Here is a 19,417-nt window from a genome sequence, read left to right as displayed (position 1 = left end):
CGGGGTCGGGGGCGTTTCTCCGAGTGATTCTAGGTGCCGGGGCCGGCGGGGGCGTGGCCCGCTGCCCCGGGCGCCGACGGAGCGGGTGCGCGGGTGGACGGCCGGGGGCCGCCCACCCGCCCTCACGGCGCCGGGCGGCGCAGCTCGTGCGCGAGGGCCTCGAGGTCCGAGCCGCCGGCCATCTCCCGCGTGAGCTCGTCCACCGTGATCCCGTCCCTGGTGTAGGAGCCGGTCATCGTGCCGCGGCGCAGCAGGACGAAGCGGTCGCCGACGAGGTGGGCGTGATGGGGGTTGTGCGTGATGAGGACCACACCCAGCCCGGCGTCCCGGGCCGCGGCGACGTACTTCAGGACGACGCCGGACTGCCGGACGCCGAGTGCCGCCGTGGGCTCGTCGAGGATGAGCACCTTGGCCCCGAAGTGCACGGCCCGGGCGATGGCGACGCTCTGCCGCTGCCCGCCCGACAGGGTGCCGATGGGCTGGTCCACGTCGCGCAGGTCGATCCCCATGTCGCGCAGTGCCGTGCGCGTGGTCTCCCGCATCATGGCGACGTCCAGGCGCTTGAAGGGGCCGCGGCCCTTCCTCGGCTCGGAACCGAGGAAGAAGTTCCGCCACACGGGCATCAGCGGGACGACGGCCAGGTCCTGGTAGACCGTGGCGATGCCGCGGTCGAGGGCCTCGCGGGGGGAGGCGTGGCGTACGGGCACGCCCTCGACCTCGTAAGTGCCCCCGTCGTGCTGGTGCAGCCCGGCGATGATCTTGATCAGGGTGGACTTGCCCGCACCGTTGTCACCGAGGACGCAGGTGATCTCCCCCGCGTGCACCTCCAGGGAGACGCCCTCCAGGGCGCGCACGTGCCCGTACGCCTTGCTGACGTCGGTCAGCTTCACCAGGACCGTCACTTCGCCGCCTCCGCCCGCTTGCGCACCCAGGCGTTGAGCAGCGTCGCCAGCAGCAGCATGGCGCCCAGGAAGAACTTGAACCAGTCCGGGTTCCACTCCGCGTAGACGATGCCCTTGCTGGTCATGCCGAAGATGAACGCGCCGACCGCCGAGCCGATGGCGGAGCCGTAGCCGCCGGTCATCAGACAGCCGCCGATCACGGCGGCGATGATGTACAGGAACTCGTTGCCGATGCCCTCCCCCGACTGCACGACGTCGAAGGAGAACAGCAGGTGCTGCCCGGAGATCCACGCGCAGAAGGCGACGGCCATGTACAGGCCCGTCTTCGTACGGGTGACGGGGACGCCGACCGCGCGGGCCGCGTCGGGGCCGCCGCCGGAGGCGAAGATCCAGTTGCCGGCGCGGGTGCGCAGCAGGACCCACGTGGCCACGGCGACCAGGGCGATCCACCACAGGATGGTCACCTGGAGGTCGACGTCGCCGATCGTCAGGTGCGAGGCGAACAACGCCCGCGCCGACGCGAAGCCCTCCATGTCGGAGATGGACTTGGTGCTGACCGTGCTGTCGATGAGCTTGGTGAAGCCCAGGTTGAGGCCGGTGAGCATCAGGAAGGTGCCCAGCGTGATGATGAAGCTGGGCAGCTTCGTGCGGGCCAGCATGATGCCGTTGAAGAAGCCGATGGCGAGGGTGACGAGCAGCGAGACGCCCACGCCCACCCAGACGTTCGCCGTCATCTGGTAGCTGAACATCGATGACACCAGGGCGGAGGACGTGACCAGCACGCCCGCCGACAGGTCGAACTCGCCGCCGATCATCAGCAGCGCCACCGGCACCGCCATGATCCCGATGGTGGACGCCGCGTAGAGGACGGTCCCCAGGCTCGCCGGCCGCAGGAAGGAGTCGGCCGCCACCGAGAAGAAGACGAAGACGGCCACGGCGCCGACGACGGCCCCGAGCTCGGGGCGGCTGAGCAGGCGGTGCCCGAGCCGTCTCGGGGGCGCGAGGCTGTCCGCGGTCATCGGGTGCCCCGCTTCGCGTAGTCCTTCAGCGCGGCCGCGTCGTCCTTGGTGACGATCTGCGGGCCGGTGAGCACGGGCCTGCCACCGCCGAGCACGTCGGCGTTGTACCGGTAGAGCCACAGCAGGTCGACGGCCTCGTAGCCCTGCAGGTACGGCTGCTGGTCGACGGCGAAGCCGATGGTGCCGTCCTCCAGCGCGCCCGCGACCTGGCCGTTGAGGTCGAAGGTGTCGACCTCGGCCCGGCTGCCCGCCTGGTCCTTCGCCTTGGCGGCGGTGGCGGCGTAGGGCGCGCCCAGGGTCACGACGGCGTCGATGGAACGGTCGGCCGCCAGCTTGGCCTGGAGGGCGGACTGGACGTCCGGCATGTTGGTGCCGTTGACGTAGAGGTTCTCCGTCGTGCCCGCGAAGGTGTTCTTCACGCCCGCGCAGCGCTGCTCGTGGCCCACGTTGCCCTGCTCGTGGAGCACGCACAGGACGTGCTTCCTGCCGCGCGCCGTGAGCTCGTCGCCGACGGCCTCGCCGGCGACGGTCTCGTCCTGGCCGATGTGCGCCAGGGCGCCGTACTCCTTGGATTGGGCGGACCCGGAGTTGATGGTGACGACCGGGATGCCGGCCTTCTCCGCCTTCAGGACGACGTCCTTCATGGCCTCGGGCTTGGCGAGCGTGACGACCAGGCCGTCGACCTTCTGGTCGATGGCGGTCTGCACCAGCTGCGCCTGGTCCTTGCCCTGGTCGCTGTTGGAGTACAGGAATTTGATGTTGTCCTTGGCCGCGGCCTGCCGGGCACCCTTCTGGACGATGTCCCAGAAGCTGTCCCCGGCACCGGCGTGGGTGACCATGGCGACCGTCCACTTCGGTGTGTCGACGGCCGATCCGTTGGCCTGGGCCTCCTTGGCCCGCTGCTCCGCGCGCAGGCCCCCGGTGCTGCTGCAACCCGCCAGCGTCACACCGATGACCACTGTCAGTAGCGCACCGAGCGCACGCTTTCCCCTGTTCGCGCTCTCCACGTCGTGCCTTTCCCTGCAGGTCTTGGAACCGACCAAGTATCCGTCACAGGGTGCGATGCTTGCGGAAGGGGGGGTTCCGCGGTCGTTCAGGCCCGTACGAGGAGCTGGAACTCGAAGGCGTAGCGGGAGGCGCGGTAGATGTGCGTGCCGTATTCGACGGCCCGTCCCGTGTCGTCGTACGTCGTCCGGTTCATGGTGAGCAGCGCGGCCCCGGGGTCCTCGGCGAGCAGCTCGCCCTCCGCCTCGGTGGCGCACCGGGCGCCGACCGACTGACGGGCGCTGTGCAGGGTGATCCCGGCGGCGCGCATCATGCGGTACAGGCCGGTGGACTCCAGCCTGGCGTTGTCCAGGGACAGGAGTCCGGGCGGCAGGTAGTTGCACATGTGGGCCATCGGCTCACCGTGGGTGAAGCGCAGCCGTTGCAGGACGACGACGTCGCTGCCCTCGGCGAGGCCGAGGGCGGCGGCGACCTGGGCGGAGGCCGGCTCGGTCTCGTTGCGCAGCACCTGGGTCGCGGGGCTCTGCCCGGCCGCCTGGAGGTCGTCGAAGAGGCTGCTCAGCTCCAGGGGCCGCTTGACCTGGCTGTGCACGACCTGGGTGCCCACGCCGCGACGGCGCACCAGCAGTCCCTTGTCCACGAGCGACTGGATGGCCTGCCGGACGGTCGGCCGGGAGAGGCCGAGCCGTCCGGCGAGTTCGATCTCGTTGCCCAGGAGGCTGCCCGGGGCGAGCCTGCCGTGCTCGATGGCGCCCTCCAGCTGCTGGGCGAGCTGGTAGTACAGCGGCACCGGGCTGGAGCGGTCCACCTCGAACTCGAGCGGCGCGGACTCTGCTTTGGACACAGGGGGAGCGTATCCGCCGGTCTCGATCTCAGGAAACTCTGACATCACATTGTCCGAACATTTGGGTCCACCCCTTCTCGAAGGGCCCGCGGGCGGGCCGGTGCGGTCGGTGGCGCGGTCGGTGGTAGCGGGTTCCTGGAGCCGCCTCACAGGTGGCGGCGGCGGTCGCCCAGGTGCCGTTCGTAGGACTTGCGGGCCTCGACGGCCGCCTCCCGCGAGGCGGTCTCGGCGACCGGCACGTCCCACCAGGCCTGGGCGGCGGGGGCCGTCGGCGTGGGGTCGGTCTCGACGTACACGCAGGTCGGGCGGTCGGAGGCACGGGCGGCGGCCAGCGCCTCGCGCAGCTCGCGCACCGTCCGGGCGCGCAGCACGTCCATCCCGAGGCTGGCGGCGTTGGCGGCGAGGTCCACCGGGAGCGGGTCGCCGGTAAAGGAGCCGTCGGCGGCCCGGTAGCGGTAGGCGGTGCCGAAGCGCTCGCCGCCGACCTCGGAGGACAGTCCGCCGATGGAGGCGTAGCCGTGGTTCTGGATGAGGAGGAGGTTGACGTTCACACCCTCCTGGACGGCGGTCACGATCTCCGTCGGCATCATCAGGTAGGTGCCGTCCCCGACGAGCGCCCACACCGGCCGGTCGGGCGCGGCCATCCGCACGCCGATGGAGGCGGGGATCTCGTAGCCCATGCAGGAGTAGCCGTACTCCAGGTGGTACTGCCGCGGTGAGCGGGCGCGCCACAGCTTGTGCAGGTCACCGGGGAGGGAGCCGGCGGCGTTGATGACCACGTCGTCGTCGCCGACCACCGAGTCGAGCGCGCCGAGCACCTGGGTCTGGGTGGGGCGGTCCGTGTCCTCCGCGGCGTACGCGGCGTCGACCACGCGCTCCCAGCTCTCCTTGCCCGCGCGGTACTCGGCCTCGTACGCCGGGTCGACGCGGTGTCCCGCCACGGCCCCGGCGAGGGCTTCGAGGCTCGCGCGGGCGTCGCCGACCAGGGTGCGGGCACCGAGCTTGTGGGCGTCGAAGCCGGTGACGTTGAGGTTGAGGAAGCGCACCCCGGGGGCGGCGAAGAGGGTGGAGGAGGCGGTGGTGAAGTCGGTGTAGCGGGTGCCCACGCCGATGACCAGGTCGGCGGTGCGCGCGATGTCGTCGGCCACGGCCGTGCCGGTGTGCCCGACGCCGCCGAGGTCGGCCGGGTGGTCGTGGCGCAGCGAGCCCTTGCCGGCCTGGGTGGACGCCACCGGGATGCCGGTGGCCTCGGCCAGCGCCTGCAGGGCGGGCTCGGCCTCGCTGTGGTGGACACCGCCGCCCGCGATGATCAGCGGGCGCCGCGCGGCGCGCACCGCCTCGGCGGCCGCGGCGAGTTCGGCGGCCTCGGGGACGGGACGCCGTACGTGCCAGACGCGCTCGGCGAAGAACTCCTCCGGCCAGTCGTACGCCTCGGCCTGGACGTCCTGCGGGAGTGCGAGCGTGACGGCGCCGGTCTCGGCGGGGTCGGCGAGCACCCGCATCGCCTGGAGCGCGGACGGGATCAGGGCCTCGGGCCGGGTGACCCGGTCGAACCAGCGGGAGACCGGGCGCAGCGCGTCGTTGACGGAGACGTCGCCGTACTGGGTGTGCTCCAGCTGCTGCAGCACCGGGTCGGGGAGGCGGTTGGCGAAGGAGTCGCCGGGGAGCAGGAGCACCGGCAGCCGGTTGACGGTGGCGAGCGCGGCGCCGGTGACGAGGTTGGTGGCCCCGGGGCCGATGGAGGTGGTGACGGCCTGTGCGGACAGCCGGTTGAGCTGACGGGCGTAGCCGACGGCGGCGTGCACCATGGCCTGCTCGTTGCGGCCCTGGTGGTAGGGCATCTCCTGCCGGTACTCCACCAGGGCCTGGCCGATGCCGGCGACGTTGCCGTGGCCGAAGATGCCCCACGTGCCGGCGACGAGCCGGCGACGGACCCCGTCGCGCTCGGTGTACTGCGCGGACAGGAACCGCACCAGCGCCTGGGCGACCGTGAGGCGTCGTACGGACTGGCTGCTCATCAGGACCTCTCGGGGGCTTCGTCGGTGACGGCGGGGGCGGTGTACAGGGGAAGGCGCGGGTCGACGGGCTGGTCCGGCCAGGTGGCCCTGACCCAGGCGTGGTCGGGGTGGTCGCAGATCAGCCAGGCGCGCTCCTCCCCCGGGCCCGCCATGACGTTGAGGTAGTACATGTCGTGGCCAGGGACGGCCATCGAGGGGCCGTGCCAGCCGTCGGGGATGAGGACGACGTCGCCGTGCCGGACCTCGGCGAGGACGTCGGTGTTGCGGCCGTTGCCGGACGGTGAGACCCGTTGGTAGCCGATGCCCTCCTTCCCGTGCGCCGGGGCGATCTCGAAGTAGTAGATCTCCTCCAGGCGCGATTCGCCCTCGCGGTCCTCGTCGTGCTTGTGCGGCGGGAAGGACGACCAGTTGCCCGCCGGGGTGAGCACCTCGACCGCGATCAGCCGGTCGCACTCGAAGACCCCGGCGGCGCCGAAGTTGTTGACCTGGCGGCTGCAGCTGCCGCTGCCCCGCAGCTCGACGGGGACGGCGGAGGCCGGTCCGTAGCGGGCGGGCAGCCGGCGGTCGCAGCGGGCACCGGTCAGGGCGAAGCGGCCGCCGGAGGCGGTGGTGACGGTGACCGTCTCGTCGCGCGGCACGTACGCGAAGTCGCTGACGCCGGCGAAGACGCTCTCGCGCCCGGTGAGCCGGAACGTCCCTTCTCCGGTGGAGACCTCGCAGCCTCCGGAGAGCGGCAGCACGATCCACTCGCTGTCACCCGTGGCGAACTCGTGCCGCCCGCCGGGCGCGAGTTCCAGGATCCGCAGCGAGGAGTGGTCCCAGCCGGCCCGTCGGGGGTCGACGTCGACGGCGTACGGGCCGGCGGCGGCCTTCCCTGCGGCCAGGTGGTTCTCGGTGCTGGTCATGGCGTGAGCCTCGCACTTCTCGCGGTTCGACCGGGACGTCACAGCAGGCCGACGGCGGTGTCGACGGCGGTCTCCACACCGCCCTCCGCCGGGTACAGCAGCGTGCGGCCGACGACCAGGCCCTGGACGGTGGGCAGGCGCAGCGCCTTGCGCCACTTCTCGTAGACCGCGTCCTGTTCCCTGCCCACCTCTCCCCCGAGCAGGACGGCGGGGAGGGTGGAGGTCTCCATGACGGTGGCCATGTCGTCGACGTCATCGGTGACGGGCACCTTGAGCCAGGTGTAGGCGGAGGTCCCGGCGAGCCCGGAGGCGATGGCGATGGACTTGGTGACGGCCTCCGCGCTCAGGTCGTTGCGCACCCTGCCGTCGACGCGGCGGGATATGAAGGGCTCGACGAAGACCGGGAGCCGGTGCTCGGCCATGTCGTCGATGGCGCGGGCGGTGGCGACCATGGTGCTCAGCGAGCCGCTGTCCTCGTAGCTGATGCGCAGGAGCAGCTTGCCCGCGTCGAAGCCGAGCCGGGCTATGTCCTGGGCGCGGTGGCCGGTGAAGCGGTCGTCGAGCTCGAAGGAGGCACCGGCGAGGCCCCCGCGGTTCATCGACCCCATGACGACCTTGCCCTCGAGCGCGCCGAGCAGCAGCAGGTCCTCCAGGATGTCCGCGGTGCCGAGGACCCCGTCCACGCCGGGGCGGGAGAGCGCGGTGCACAGCCGCTCCAGCAGGTCGACGCGGTTGGCCATGGCGAACTCCCGGTCGCCCACGGCGAACGCGCCCCGCGCGGGGTGGTCCGCGGCCACGATCATCAGCCGGCCGCTGTCGCCGACGAGCGGGCGGCGGACGCGGCGGGCGGCGGCTTCGGCGATCGCCTCGGGATGGTGGGTCCGCACCTTCACCAGGTCGGAGATGCTGATGCTCAAGAGGAGCTCACTTTCGGGCAGAGGACGGACCGTCAGCCGCGGTCGAGGAGGTCCTGGACCTCCGACGCGGTGGGCATCGCGGAGGAGCAGGCCAGGCGCGACGCCACGATCGCGCCGGCGGCGTTGGCGTGGCGCATGATCCGCTCCAGGTCCCAGCCGGCGAGCAGCCCGTGGCAGAGGGAGCCGCCGAAGGCGTCGCCCGCGCCGAGCCCGTTGACCACTTCGACGGGCACCGGCGGGACCTCTGCGGTGCTGCCGTCGCGGTGGACGGCCAGGACGCCCTTGGGGCCCTGCTTGACGACGGCCAGTTCGACACCGGCGGCGAGCAGCGCCTCGGCCGCGGCACGTGGTTCGCGCACCCCCGTGGCGACCTCGCACTCGTCGAGGTTGCCGACGGCGACGGTGGCCGAGGCCAGCGCCCGTGCGTAGTAGGGACGGGCCTCGTCCGGGTCCTTCCAGAACATGGGGCGCCAGTCGAGGTCGAAGACGGTGGTGCCGCGCCGCGCCCTGGCCTCGAGGGCGGCGAGGGTGGCGGTGCGGCTGGGCTCCGCGCACAGGCCGGTCCCGGTCATCCAGAAGATGCGGGCGGTCCGGACGGCGTCGAGGTCCAGTTCGGCGGCGTGGATCTCGAGGTCGGGGGCCTTGGGGAGCCGGTAGAAGTAGAGCGGGAAGTCGTCCGGCGGGAAGATCTCGCAGAAGGTGACCGGCGTCGGGTACGCGGCGACGGGGGTGACGTAGCGGTCGTCGACCCCGAACTCCTTGAGGGCCTGGTGGCAGTAGGCGCCGAAGGGGTCGTCGCCGGTGCGGGTGATGACCGCGGTGCTGCGGCCGAGGCGGGCCGCGGCGACCGCAACATTGGTGGCGGAGCCCCCGAGGAACTTGCCGAACGTCTCGACCTGGGGCAGCGGCACACCGGTCTGCAGGGGGTAGAGGTCCACCCCGATCCGGCCCATCGTGATCAGGTCGTACGGCTCGGTCATGGGCGTGACTCCTCGTCGTGCGTCACCGGGGGGTCGCTCTGCGGCCCTGTCAGGTCTAGCCCGCCCGGTCGCGCGATGTCAACACTATGTCCTTACATACGAACGTACCGCCCCGCCGGAAGTCCGGGTCGTTACCTTGTCGTTACGTCGAGATGAATTGATGTCTTGACAAAGTCTTGACAGGCGCCCCGGGGAGGGGTTTGCTCCCGTGCAGCACCCGGCCATGTGAAACACGTCCGTCCCCTTCTCCCTCCCACCGCAGTGAGGTGCAGGAACATGGAACGCTCTCGCAGAAACCGTCGGATCTCCGCCGTCGCGGCCCTCTCCGCCGCGGCGGTCCTCCTCGCAGCGGGCTGTTCCAGCAGCTCAGGCGGGAAGAAGGCCGAGGAGTCGGCGGACGCCCCCGCCGCGGGCAAGGCCGGCACCCCGCGGATGAAGATCGCGATGGTCACCCACGCCGCCCCCGGTGACACCTTCTGGGACCTGATCCGCAAGGGCGCCCAGGCCGCCGCCGCCAAGGACAACGTGGAGCTCATCTACTCCAACGACCCCAACGCGGCGACCCAGGCCAACCTGATCCAGAACGCGATCGACCAGAAGGTCGACGGAATAGCCGTCACCCTGGCCAAGCCCGACGCCATGAAGGACGTAGTCGCCAAGGCCGAGGCCGCGGGCATCCCGGTGGTCGGCTTCAACGCGGGTCTGGACGACTGGAAGGACCAGGGACTGCTGGAGTACTTCGGGCAGGACGAGAGCGTCGCCGGCGAGGCGCTGGGCAACAAGCTCAACGACCTCGGAGCGCAGCACAACATCTGCGTGATCCACGAACAGGGCCACGTCGCCCTGGAGGCCCGCTGCGCCGGCGTGAAGAAGACCTTCAAGGGGAAGACCGAGAACCTCTACGTCAACGGCACGGACATGCCGTCGGTGAAGTCCACGATCACGGCGAAGCTCAAGCAGGACTCCGGCATCGACTACGTCGTCACCCTGGGCGCGCCCTTCGCCCTCACGGCCGTCCAGTCGGTCGCGGACGCCGGGAGCAAGGCCAAGGTCGGCACGTTCGACCTCAACAAGGACCTGGTCAAGGCCGTCCAGGACGGTGGCGTGCAGTTCGCCGTCGACCAGCAGCCGTACCTGCAGGGCTACCTCTCCGTCGACTCCCTGTGGCTGTACAAGACCAACGGCAACGTCAGCGGTGGAGGCGTCGCCCCGGTGCTGACCGGCCCGGCCTTCGTCGACAAGGACAACGTCGAGTCCGTGGCCTCGTTCGCCGCGAAGGGCACCCGGTGATCCCTGTGTCCCAGGCAGCCGCCCCAGCGGCGTCCCCCTCACCACCCGCGGCACCCGCCTCCAAGACGGACGGCCGCACCGCCGAACGCTCGCTGCTGCGCAGGACGCTGGCCCGCCCGGAGATCGGCGCGCTGATCGCCGCCGTCGCGGTCTACCTCTTCTTCTTCGCGGTGGCGCCGTCCTTCCGCGAGGCGGGCTCGCTGGCCACCGTGCTCTACCAGGCGTCGGTCATGGGCATCATGGCGCTGCCCGTGGCCCTGCTGATGATCGGCGGCGAGTTCGACCTCTCGGCCGGCGTCGCGGTCACCGCGTCCGCGCTGACCGCGAGCATGTTCAGCTTCCAGCTGAGCATGAACGTCTGGACCGGGGTGGCCGTCGCCCTGGTGGTGTCCCTGGGCATCGGGGCGCTCAACGGCTACATGCTGGTGAAGACCGGGCTGCCCAGCTTCCTCATCACCCTGGCCGCCTTCCTGATGCTGCAGGGCCTCAACCTGGCGGTCACCAAGATCTTCACCGGCAACGTCGCCACCGACTCCATCAGCGACATGGACGGCTTCGGCCAGGCGCGCGCGCTGTTCGCCTCGGAGATCGGCATCGGCGGGGTCCAGCTCAAGGTGACGGTTCTATGGTGGCTCGGCTTCGCGGCGCTGGCCACCTGGGTGCTGCTGCGCACCAGGTTCGGCAACTGGACCTTCGCGGTCGGCGGCAACAAGGACAGCGCGCGGGCGGTCGGCGTACCGGTGGCCTTCACCAAGATCGCGCTGTTCATGGCCGTGGGCTTCGGGGCCTGGTTCACCGGCATGCACCTGCTGTTCTCGTTCAACGCGGTGCAGTCGGGCGAAGGCGTCGGCAACGAGTTCCTGTACATCATCGCGGCGGTCATCGGCGGCTGCCTGCTCACCGGCGGCTACGGTTCGGCGATCGGCTCGGTGATCGGCGCCTTCATCTTCGGGATGGTCTCCCAGGGCATCGTGTACGCCAACTGGAACCCCGACTGGTTCAAGTTCTTCCTCGGCGTGATGCTCCTGATCGCGACCCTCGTCAATCTGTGGGTCCGCCGCACGGCGACCCGGAGGTGAGCCCGATGACCACCGCCACCACCACCGACCCCGACGGCACCGCCGCCGTCCCCGGGCCCGTCGTCGAACTGGACCGGGTGGGCAAGACCTACGGCAACGTCCGTGCCCTGCACGGGGTCGACCTGGCCGTCCGGCCGGGGCAGGTCACCTGCGTCCTCGGCGACAACGGCGCGGGCAAGTCCACCCTGATCAAGATCGTCTCCGGGCTGCACCAGCACACCGAGGGCGAGTTCCGCATCGACGGCGCACCCGTACGGCTGAACACCCCGCGCGAGGCCCTGGACCGCGGCATCGCCGCCGTCTACCAGGACCTGGCGACCGTCCCGCTGATGCCGGTCTGGCGGAACTTCTTCCTCGGCTCCGAACTGACCCGCGGCCCCCGGCCCGTACGGCGCCTGGACATCGCCCGGATGAAACGGACCGCGGACGAGGAACTGCGGGCGATGGGCATCGTCCTGGACGACCTGGAACAGCCCATCGGCACCCTCTCCGGCGGCCAGCGGCAGTCCGTGGCCATCGCCCGCGCGGTCCACTTCGGCGCACGGGTGCTGATCCTGGACGAGCCGACCGCGGCACTGGGCGTCAAGCAGTCGGGTGTCGTCCTGAAGTACATCGCGGCCGCACGCGACCGGGGTCTGGGCGTCATCTTCATCACCCACAATCCGCACCACGCCTTCATGGTGGGCGACCACTTCTCGGTGCTGCGGCTGGGCACCCTGGAGCTGAGCGCGGGCCGCGACGAGGTCTCCCTGGAGCAGCTGACCCACCACATGGCCGGCGGCGCCGAGCTGGCCGCGCTCAAGCACGAACTCGCCCAGGTCCGCGGTGTCGACGTGGAGGAACTGCCCGGACCGGAGGACCTGGGCGAGGGCCGTCCCTCCCCGTGAGGGGCCGCCCGGCCCCGGTTCCACTCTGACATGACGTCCGTATGTCAGGACTAACTCTTGACGGCTGCCCGGCCGGACGGCGAAGCTTCCAGCGGGACCACGGAGCTTCGCGGGCATCCGTACCACCGCCCTGACGGGCCGCCCTACCGAACCACGACCGGTCCGCGGCGACCGGTGAGAGGAGCCCTCCTCATGACTGCCCCCTCCCCCGTTCTGGACCGGATCCGGATCGGCTCCGCGCCCGACTCGTGGGGCGTCTGGTTCCCCGACGACCCGCAGCAGGTGCCCTGGCAGCGCTTCCTGGACGAGGTCTCCGAGTCGGGCTACGAGTGGATCGAGCTCGGCCCGTACGGCTACCTGCCGACCGACCCCGCCCGGCTCACCGAGGAGACCGCGCGCCGGGGCCTGAAGGTCTCCGCGGGCACCGTCTTCACCTCCCTGCACCGCGGGCCCTCGGTGTGGGACGCCACGTGGGAGCACGTCGGCCAGGTCGCCGCCCTCGCCCAGGCCATGGACGCCGGTCACCTGGTGGTCATCCCGTCCTTCTGGCGCGACGACAAGACCGCCGAGGTCATCGAGCCGCGCGAGCTCACCGCCGAGCAGTGGGGACACCTCGCGACCGGCATGGAGCGCCTGGGCCGCCAGGTCCGCGACACGTACGGCCTGGACATCGTGGTCCACCCGCACGCCGACACGCACATCGACACCGAGGAGCACGTCGAGCGCTTCCTCGACGCCACCGACCCCGGTCTGGTCAGCCTCTGCCTGGACACCGGCCACTACGCCTACTGCGGCGGCGACAGCGTCAAGCTCATCGAGACCTACGGCGAGCGGATCGGCTACCTGCACCTGAAGCAGGTCGACCCGGAGATCCTCGCCGACGTCGTCAAGAACGGGATCCCCTTCGGCCCGGCCGTGCAGCGCGGGGTCATGTGCGAGCCACCGGCCGGGGTGCCCGCCCTGGAGCCCGTGCTGGCCGCCGCGCAGGGCCTGGGCGTGGACCTCTTCGCCATCGTCGAGCAGGACATGTACCCCTGCGAGCCGGAGCGGCCGCTGCCCATCGCGCAGCGCACCCGGAAGTTCCTGCGCTCCTGCGGTGCCTGACGCACCGCCCACGAAAGGGAAGACACGCATCATGACGCAGCACGGACCGCTCGGGGTCGCCGTCATCGGCACCGGCAAGATGGGTGCCGACCACGTACGCCGCATCAACGACGTCGTGAGCGGCGCCCGGGTGACCGCCGTCGTCGACGTCGACGCCGAGCGGGTGAAGGCGGTCGCCGACGGCATCGAGGGCTGCACGGCCTACACCGACCCCGCCGCGGCGATGGCCGCGGCCGACGTGGACGCCGTCCTCATCGCCTCCCCCGGCCCCGCCCACGAGGCGGCGCTGCTCGCCGCCTTCGAGCACGACCTGCCGGTGCTGTGCGAGAAGCCGCTCACTCCCGACGCCGCGTCGGCGCTGCGCGTGATGGAGGCCGAGCAGAGGCTGGGGCACCGACGGGTGCAGGTCGGCTTCATGCGGCGCTACGACGCGGAGTACACGAAGCTCAAGGCCCTGCTGGACAGCGGTGAGCTGGGCCGGACGCTGATGCTGCACAACCGGCACCGCAACGCGAGCATCCCTCCCGGCTTCACCAACGCCAACCTCGTCAACGACTCGCTCGTGCACGAGATGGACGTGACCCGCTGGTTGCTCGGCCAGGAGATCACCGCCGTGACGGTGCTGCGCCCGCGCCCGTCCTCGAACGCGCCCGAGGGCCTGGACGACCCGCAGTTCGTGGTCTTCGAGACCGACGGAGGGGCCGTCGTCGACGTCGAGGTCTTCCTCAACTGCGGCTTCGGCTACCAGGTGCAGGCCGAGGCGGTCTGCGAGCGCGGCAGCGCCCGGATCGGCGACGCGCACGACCTGCTCGTCAACACCGCGGGCCGCTGGGGCGGCACGATCGCCCAGGACTTCGTGGAGCGCTTCGCCGACGCCTACGACCGCGAGGTCCAGGCATGGGTCGACGCCACCCGGCGCGGTGAGGTCACCGGCCCGAGCGTGTGGGACGGCTACGCCGCGGCGGCGATCTGCGAGGCCGGTGTCCGCTCGCAGAGCACGGGCGGACGCGTCGAGGTCGAGCTGGTCGACCGACCGGCGTTCTACCGCTGAGGGACGCACGTCCCCGGTCACCCCGGATCCGGCGCGGGCGGGGCGGTTACTCCCTGGCCGCCCTGCCCGCGCCTCCACCGCACCCGTGAGAAAGGCACCCCGTACATGCGCGTCGTCCTCTTCGGTGTCGGGCGCCTCGGTTCCTTCCACGCGGCCACCCTCCACGCCCACCCCGAGGTCTCCGAGCTGGTCCTCGCGGACGCCGACGCCGCGCGGGCCGCCGAGGCCGCCGCGCGGCTCGGTGCCGGTGCGCGGGCGGCGGCCTCGGTCGACGCGGCGTTCGCGGGCGGCGCGGACGCGGTCGTCATCGCCTCGGCGACCTCCGCCCACGCCGGGCTGATCTCCCGCGCCGTGCGGGCCGGGCTCCCCGCGTACTGCGAGAAGCCGGTCGCCCTCGACCTGGAGTCCACGGTCACCGCCCTGCGTGAGGTCGAGGAGGCCGGCTCCGTCCTCCAGATGGGATTCCAGCGCCGCTTCGACCCCGGCTACCGCGCAGCCCGCGAGGCGGTCCGGGCCGGCCGCCTCGGAAGGCTGCACACCGTACGGGCCCTGACCTCCGACATGGCGCCCCCGCCGCCGGAGTTCGTGCCGCTGTCCGGCGGGCTCTACCGGGACTGCCTGATCCACGACTTCGACGCGGTGCGGTGGGTGACCGGCCGTGAGGTCGTCGAGGTGTACGCCATGGGCGCCAACGGCGGGGCCGGCTTCTTCCGTGAGGCCGGCGACGTGGACACCGCGGCGGCGCTCCTCACCCTCGACGACGGCACCCTCGCGACCGCCACCTCCACCCGCTACAACGGCGCCGGCTACGACATCCGCATGGAACTCGCCGGTTCACTGGACCAGATCGCGGTCGGCGTCGGCCCCCGTACGCCGGTCACGTCGGTGGAACCGGGCGCGGCGCCGGGCGTGCCGGATCCGTGGACGGGGTTCGTGGACCGCTTCGGGGACGCGTACCGGGCGGAGATCGACGCCTTCGTGCAGGTGGTGGCGGGCCGGTCGGAGAACCCCTGCGAGGGGCGCGAGGCGCTCGACGCGCTGCTCGTGGCGGAGGCGTGCGAGGTCTCGCGCAGGGAGCGGCGGCCGGTCACGATCGCCGAGATGACCGAGGTCGCGGAGCGCGCCCGCAAGCGCGCGGGGTGACCGCACGCGGCACCGCGGGCACGTCACCCCCGCGGTCCGCCCCGGGTGGCGTGATCACGTACGCCGGTGCTTCCTGGGATGAGTCGGTCCCGGCTGTCCACGAGGGAAGAACCTTTCATGGCGATGAAGGTCCAGGCGCTGCGCACGCCTCGAGCGGCGGGGCTGGTGGGGATCGCGTTCGCGGTGCTGATCGGCGCCGCCATCGTCCTGGTCCGGGCCTCCATCCCCAGCGGCGAGGGCGCGCTGACCAGCTCGCCCCTCACCCTCTCCTCGCGCAGCGGGGTCCACACGGCGCTGGCCCTCATCCCCTTCGCCGGCATCTTCTTCCTCTGGTTCATGGGCGCGGTGCGCGCGCACGTCGGCCCGGGCGAGGACAAGTTCCTCTCGACGGTGTTCCTCGGCAGCGGCCTGGTGTTCGTCGCGACGCTCTTCGGCGCCGCCGCGGCGGCCGGCAGCCTGCTGGCCACCACGGAGGTGGCCTCGCCCGGCCCTCCGCGGGCCGAGTTGTCGTACTTCGGGCAGCACCTCACCTACAGCCTGCTGACGACGTACTCGATGCGGATGGCCGCGGTGTTCGTGCTGTCGGCCTCCACCGTCGCGCTGCGGCTGGGGACGTTCCCGCGCTGGCTGGTGCTGCTGGGGTACCTCGTCGGCGTCACCCTGCTGTTCGTCGTGCCGAACGTGCGGTTGGCCGAACTGGTCTTCCCCCTGTGGGCACTGGTCGTCAGCCTCCACATCGTGGTGGCCAGCTTCCGTGCCCGGCCGGCCGAAGCGCAGGCCTTCTGAGCGGTGCCGCTCAGGAGGTCGTGCGGCGCAGCAGCAGCGTGACGAAGCCGAGCGCGTCCCGGTAGCCGTGCAGCCACTCGGCGCGGTGGACGGCGGCGGCTTCGAGGGCGGCGCCGCTGTCGGGATCGGCGGGGTGGTCCAGGGCCCACTCGGCGAGGGAACCGGTCCAGGACCACTCGTAGTCGTCCCACTCGCGGACGGTGCTGACGTGGGCGAGGACCGGGGTCCAGCCGTCCGCGACGATCCGGTCCACGGTGCTCGCCAGGTCCTCGTACTCCCCCAGCATCTCGACGAGTTCCGGGGTGGGTTCGCGCTCCCAGAAGACGTCGCCGACGATCACGGTGCCCCCCGGGGCGAGGCGGGCTCGGGCCGCGTCGAGGGTCGGCAGGAGGCCGCCGAAGGCGTGTGCGGCGCCGACGCTGAGCACGACGTCGAAGGGGTGCGGCGAGGTGAAGTCGCCCGCGTCCTGTTCGTGGAGGGTCAGCCGGTCGCCGACGCCGAGCGCGGCGGCCTCGCGGACCGCCTTCCGCAGTGCCCCGGTGTCCAGGTCGACGCCCTCCGCGGTGACGTCCGGGCGGCCGTCGAGGGCCCGCAGCAGCCAGGCGCCCTCCCCGCAGCCGAGGTCGAGGACGCGTTCGTCGCCGCGGCGCAGCGCCCTGCCGAGCAGACTGCGCACGGTCGCGTCGTCCAGCGGTGCGGCGATGGGGTGGTGGGTGTGCGCGATGCGCGAGATGCGGCGTCGGTCCATCGGCGCAGCTTCGCAGGGCGGGCCCTTCACCGCATCCGGTTAATTCCGCGTGGCCGTGCAACGCGATCCGCGGCGGTGGCGGTTTCCCCGTTCGAAGGGCCGTCACGGGAGCACGGCCATCGCAGCCGTCAGGGCCGTCACGGGGAGAGGACGACCGAGATGGACAGCAAGACGGACACGAAGACGGACCGGAAGGTCCTCACGGCGGCGGGCCGGTGCGGTCCGCGGCTACAGGCCCCACTCCTCGCGCAGCGCGCCGAACACCTCGTGGAACTCGGGGAAGGTCTTCTTCACGCAGCCGGGTTCGTCGAAGGTCACCCCTTCCGTGCGGAGCGCGGCGACGGCGAAGCTCATCGCGATGCGGTGGTCGCCGTGGCAGGCGATCTCGACCGGGGCGGGGGTGCCGGGGTGGATCTCGATCCAGTCGCGGCCGGTCTCCACCCGGATGCCCTGCCGGCGCAGGTTGGTCGCGCAGACCTCCAGGCGGTCGCACTCCTTCACCCGGGTGTTGTAGACGTCCTCGATGCGGACCGGGCCGTCGGCGAACGGCGCGATCGCGGCGAGCGTCGGCATCGTGTCGGAGATGTCCCGCATGGTCGTGGTGATCCCGCGCAGGGTGCCGGTGCCGGAGACGGTGGTGGCGTCGGCGCCGGTCTCGACGCGGGCCCCCATGCGGCGCAGGACGTCGACGAAGCCCAGGTCGCCCTGGAGCGCTCCTGTGCCCAGGCCGGGAACGGTGACCTCACGGCCGGTCAGGGCGGCCGCAGCGAAGAAGTAGCTCGCGGTGGAGGCGTCGGGCTCGACGGCGTGGTCCGCGGCACGGTAGCCGCCGGGCGGGACGACGAGCACGCTGCCCTCGCGGCCGACCTCGACGCCGAAGGATCGCATCATGGCGATGGTGATCTCGACGTAGGGGACGGAGACCAGCCCGGTGACGTTGACGCGCAGTCCCTCGCGCATGAGCGGGCCGGCGAGGAGCAGTGCGGTGAGGAACTGCGAGGACAGGCTCGCGTCGAGGTCGAGCGCGCCGCCCTCGATGCCGTCGGCGGCGACGGTCAGCGGCAGGTGGCCCTCCGCCTCCTCGTGGCGCAGGGTCGACACCGAGCGTCCGCAGGGCGGTGGTGAGCGGGGCGACGGGGCGGCGGCGCATCTGGGCGGAGGCGTCGAAGCGGTAGGTGCCGTGCCCGGCCGCGGCGAGCGCCGGCAGGAACCGGGCCGCGGTGGCGGCGTCGCGGCAGTAGACGTCGGCCTCGGGGACCGCGGGTCCGGTCGGGCGTCCTTCGACGCGCCATACGTCCGGGCCGCGGTCCACGCGGTAGCCGAGCCGGAGCAGCCCCTCCGCGAAGCCGTCGGTGTCGTCGGAGAGCAGCGGCCGCCGCAGTGTGGTCGTCCCCTCGGCCGCCGCCGCCAGGAACAGCGCCCGGGCGGTGACGGACTTCGAACCGGGGACGGCGACGACGGTCACGGTGTTCTCCTGTGCTGCCTGACGTGCGGGGACGCCCTGGTGAGGGGCACCGACATTCTAGGCGCCGGGCGAGCCGGGGACCGTGGGCGTGAAGCGCACGGGGAGCCGGCGCACACCGCGCATGAGCATGCCGGGCAGCCAGTCCAGCTTCTCCGGATCGGCGTCGAGCGCGAGGTCGGGGCAGCGCTCCAGGAGGGCGCGGACGGCGATGCGTCCTTCGAGGCGGGCGAGCGGGGCGCCGAGGCAGTAGTGCAGGCCGTGCCCGAACGCGACGTGGCCCCGGGTGTCCCGGCGGATGTCGAAGCGGTCGGCCTCGGTGAAGCGGTCCGGGTCGCGGTCGGCGGAGGCCAGGGCGACGAGAACGGGTTCGCGGGCCGGTATGACGGTGCCGGCGACGTCGACCGGTTCGGTCGTGAAGCGGAAGGTGGCGGTCTCGACCGGGCCGTCGTAGCGGAGCATCTCCTCCACCGCGCCGTCGATGAGGCTCATGTCGGCCCGCAGGAGGGCCAGTTGGTCCGGGTGGGTGAGCAGCGCGCGGACGCCGTTGGAGACCAGGTTGACCGTCGTCTCGTGTCCCGCGATCAGCAGCAGGAAGGCCATGCCGCCGAGTTCGGAGCGCGAGAGCCGGTCGCCGTCCTCGGAGGTGGTGCGGATGAGCGCGCTCATCAGGTCGTCGCCGGGCGCGCAGCGCTTGTCCTCGATCAGCTCGTGCAGGTAGGCGGCGAGTTCCTCGAAGGCCCTGCGCTCGGCCTCCGGCCCGGTCGGTGCGACGACCTCGTTCGACCAGGCGCGGAAGGCCGCCCGGTCCAGGTCGGGCACCCCGAGCAGCTCGCAGATGACCGTGATGGGCAGCGGGTAGGCGAGCGCCTCGACGAGGTCGGCGGTGCCGTCCGGACGGGCCAGCATCGCGTCGAGCAGGGCTGCCGTGATCTCCTCCACGCGCGGCGCCAGCTCCTCGACCCGGCGCCCGGTGAACTCCCGGGCCACCAGTTTGCGCAGCCGGGTGTGCTCCGGCGGGTCGGAGACGAGCATGTGGCGGCCGAGGAGTTCCTCGTCGTAGGAGGTCCACCCGAGTGCGCGGGAGTCCTTGGCGAACCGGGTGTCGGCGAGCGCGGCCCGGGCCTGGTCGTGGCCGACGATCAGCCACAGCTCCCCGACGTCGGCGGTGCGCACGCGGTGCACGGGCCCCTTCTCGCGGAGCCTGGCGTAGACGGGATAGGGATCGGCGGTGAACTCCTCGCCGTAGACCGTGAGATCGACCGTGTCCATGTGCC

The 19,417-nt window shown here is 71.9% G+C and carries 18 protein-coding genes and 1 pseudogene; 8 read left to right on the top strand and 11 right to left on the bottom strand.

Translation table 11 applies throughout. The annotated features are described in order from the left end of the window. Positions 1–122 precede the first annotated feature (122 nt). From ACFYYN_RS08155 to iolC, 8 genes are all read right to left on the bottom strand, one after another. Positions 123–902, bottom strand: coding sequence for an ATP-binding cassette domain-containing protein (locus ACFYYN_RS08155; RefSeq protein ID WP_500321614.1), 780 nt, complete (start codon positions 900–902; stop codon positions 123–125). Beyond that, positions 899–1,921, bottom strand: a complete 1,023-nt coding sequence (locus tag ACFYYN_RS08150) for an ABC transporter permease (protein ID WP_500545121.1) — start codon at positions 1,919–1,921, stop codon at positions 899–901. Before ACFYYN_RS08150 ends, ACFYYN_RS08155 begins: the two co-directional genes overlap by 4 nt. Beyond that, positions 1,918–2,880: a sugar ABC transporter substrate-binding protein gene (locus tag ACFYYN_RS08145; protein ID WP_500545120.1), complete on the bottom strand. Its 963-nt coding sequence runs from the start codon at positions 2,878–2,880 to the stop codon at positions 1,918–1,920. Before ACFYYN_RS08145 ends, ACFYYN_RS08150 begins: the two co-directional genes overlap by 4 nt. 134 nt (positions 2,881–3,014) lie before the next feature. Next, complete coding sequence (locus ACFYYN_RS08140) at positions 3,015–3,815, bottom strand: GntR family transcriptional regulator (protein ID WP_500545119.1); 801 nt, start codon at positions 3,813–3,815, stop codon at positions 3,015–3,017. A gap of 101 nt (positions 3,816–3,916) precedes the next feature. Next, positions 3,917–5,788, bottom strand: coding sequence for a 3D-(3,5/4)-trihydroxycyclohexane-1,2-dione acylhydrolase (decyclizing) (iolD, locus tag ACFYYN_RS08135; RefSeq protein ID WP_500545118.1), 1,872 nt, complete (start codon positions 5,786–5,788; stop codon positions 3,917–3,919). Further along, positions 5,788–6,693 (bottom strand): 5-deoxy-glucuronate isomerase, encoded by a 906-nt coding sequence (gene iolB, locus ACFYYN_RS08130; protein WP_500545117.1) that lies wholly within the window; start codon positions 6,691–6,693, stop codon positions 5,788–5,790. The genes iolD and iolB overlap by 1 nt, the downstream gene beginning before the upstream one ends. A 38-nt stretch (positions 6,694–6,731) precedes the next feature. Further along, positions 6,732–7,610: a Cgl0159 family (beta/alpha)8-fold protein gene (locus ACFYYN_RS08125; protein ID WP_499514772.1), complete on the bottom strand. Its 879-nt coding sequence runs from the start codon at positions 7,608–7,610 to the stop codon at positions 6,732–6,734. Positions 7,611–7,642: 32 nt separating this feature from the next. After that, positions 7,643–8,590 (bottom strand): 5-dehydro-2-deoxygluconokinase, encoded by a 948-nt coding sequence (gene iolC / locus ACFYYN_RS08120; protein WP_500357024.1) that lies wholly within the window; start codon positions 8,588–8,590, stop codon positions 7,643–7,645. A gap of 276 nt (positions 8,591–8,866) precedes the next feature. Here iolC and ACFYYN_RS08115 point away from each other — a divergent pair, with 276 nt between their 5' ends. The 7 genes from ACFYYN_RS08115 (at position 8,867) to ACFYYN_RS08085 (ending at position 15,930) form a co-directional block, all read left to right on the top strand. Next, the gene (locus tag ACFYYN_RS08115; RefSeq protein WP_499514770.1) at positions 8,867–9,880 is read left to right on the top strand and encodes a sugar ABC transporter substrate-binding protein; all 1,014 of its coding nucleotides are present in this window, start codon (positions 8,867–8,869) and stop codon (positions 9,878–9,880) included. Next, positions 9,877–10,959: an ABC transporter permease gene (locus ACFYYN_RS08110; protein ID WP_500545116.1), complete on the top strand. Its 1,083-nt coding sequence runs from the start codon at positions 9,877–9,879 to the stop codon at positions 10,957–10,959. The genes ACFYYN_RS08115 and ACFYYN_RS08110 overlap by 4 nt, the downstream gene beginning before the upstream one ends. 5 nt (positions 10,960–10,964) lie before the next feature. Further along, positions 10,965–11,846, top strand: coding sequence for an ATP-binding cassette domain-containing protein (locus tag ACFYYN_RS08105; protein ID WP_500545115.1), 882 nt, complete (start codon positions 10,965–10,967; stop codon positions 11,844–11,846). A 192-nt stretch (positions 11,847–12,038) separates the two neighbouring features. Next, a complete protein-coding gene (locus ACFYYN_RS08100) occupies positions 12,039–12,950 on the top strand; it encodes a sugar phosphate isomerase/epimerase family protein (protein WP_500321624.1) in 912 nt (303 codons plus the stop codon). A gap of 31 nt (positions 12,951–12,981) precedes the next feature. Beyond that, positions 12,982–14,001, top strand: a complete 1,020-nt coding sequence (locus ACFYYN_RS08095) for a Gfo/Idh/MocA family protein (protein ID WP_500545114.1) — start codon at positions 12,982–12,984, stop codon at positions 13,999–14,001. A 105-nt stretch (positions 14,002–14,106) separates the two neighbouring features. Further along, entirely contained in the window at positions 14,107–15,144 is a 1,038-nt protein-coding gene (locus ACFYYN_RS08090; RefSeq protein WP_500321626.1) for a Gfo/Idh/MocA family protein, read from the top strand. 117 nt (positions 15,145–15,261) lie between these two features. Continuing rightward, positions 15,262–15,930, top strand: coding sequence for a hypothetical protein (locus ACFYYN_RS08085; protein ID WP_500545113.1), 669 nt, complete (start codon positions 15,262–15,264; stop codon positions 15,928–15,930). A gap of 10 nt (positions 15,931–15,940) precedes the next feature. Here the strand turns inward: ACFYYN_RS08085 and ACFYYN_RS08080 are convergent, their stop codons facing one another. Next, positions 15,941–16,678, bottom strand: coding sequence for an SAM-dependent methyltransferase (locus ACFYYN_RS08080; protein WP_500545112.1), 738 nt, complete (start codon positions 16,676–16,678; stop codon positions 15,941–15,943). Positions 16,679–16,906: 228 nt separating this feature from the next. After that, positions 16,907–18,095: pseudogene (gene aroA / locus ACFYYN_RS08075) on the bottom strand (3-phosphoshikimate 1-carboxyvinyltransferase). Between aroA and ACFYYN_RS08070 the strand changes: the two are divergent. Beyond that, positions 18,031–18,165 (top strand): hypothetical protein, encoded by a 135-nt coding sequence (locus tag ACFYYN_RS08070; protein ID WP_500545206.1) that lies wholly within the window; start codon positions 18,031–18,033, stop codon positions 18,163–18,165. The pseudogene aroA and the gene ACFYYN_RS08070 overlap by 65 nt on opposite strands. A 35-nt stretch (positions 18,166–18,200) precedes the next feature. Here ACFYYN_RS08070 and ACFYYN_RS08065 read toward each other — a convergent pair whose 3' ends face one another. Continuing rightward, positions 18,201–19,412 carry a cytochrome P450 family protein gene (locus ACFYYN_RS08065; protein ID WP_499514761.1) on the bottom strand — a complete coding sequence of 404 codons (1,212 nt, stop codon included), beginning with the start codon at positions 19,410–19,412 and terminating at the stop codon, positions 18,201–18,203. Between the last annotated feature and the right edge of the window lie 5 nt (positions 19,413–19,417).

It is taken from the genome of Streptomyces sp. NPDC001902, assembly GCF_042891295.1.
In the GTDB taxonomy this organism is placed as follows: Bacteria; Actinomycetota; Actinomycetes; order Streptomycetales; family Streptomycetaceae; genus Actinacidiphila.
This window is presented reverse-complemented; position numbering and strand designations above follow the sequence as displayed.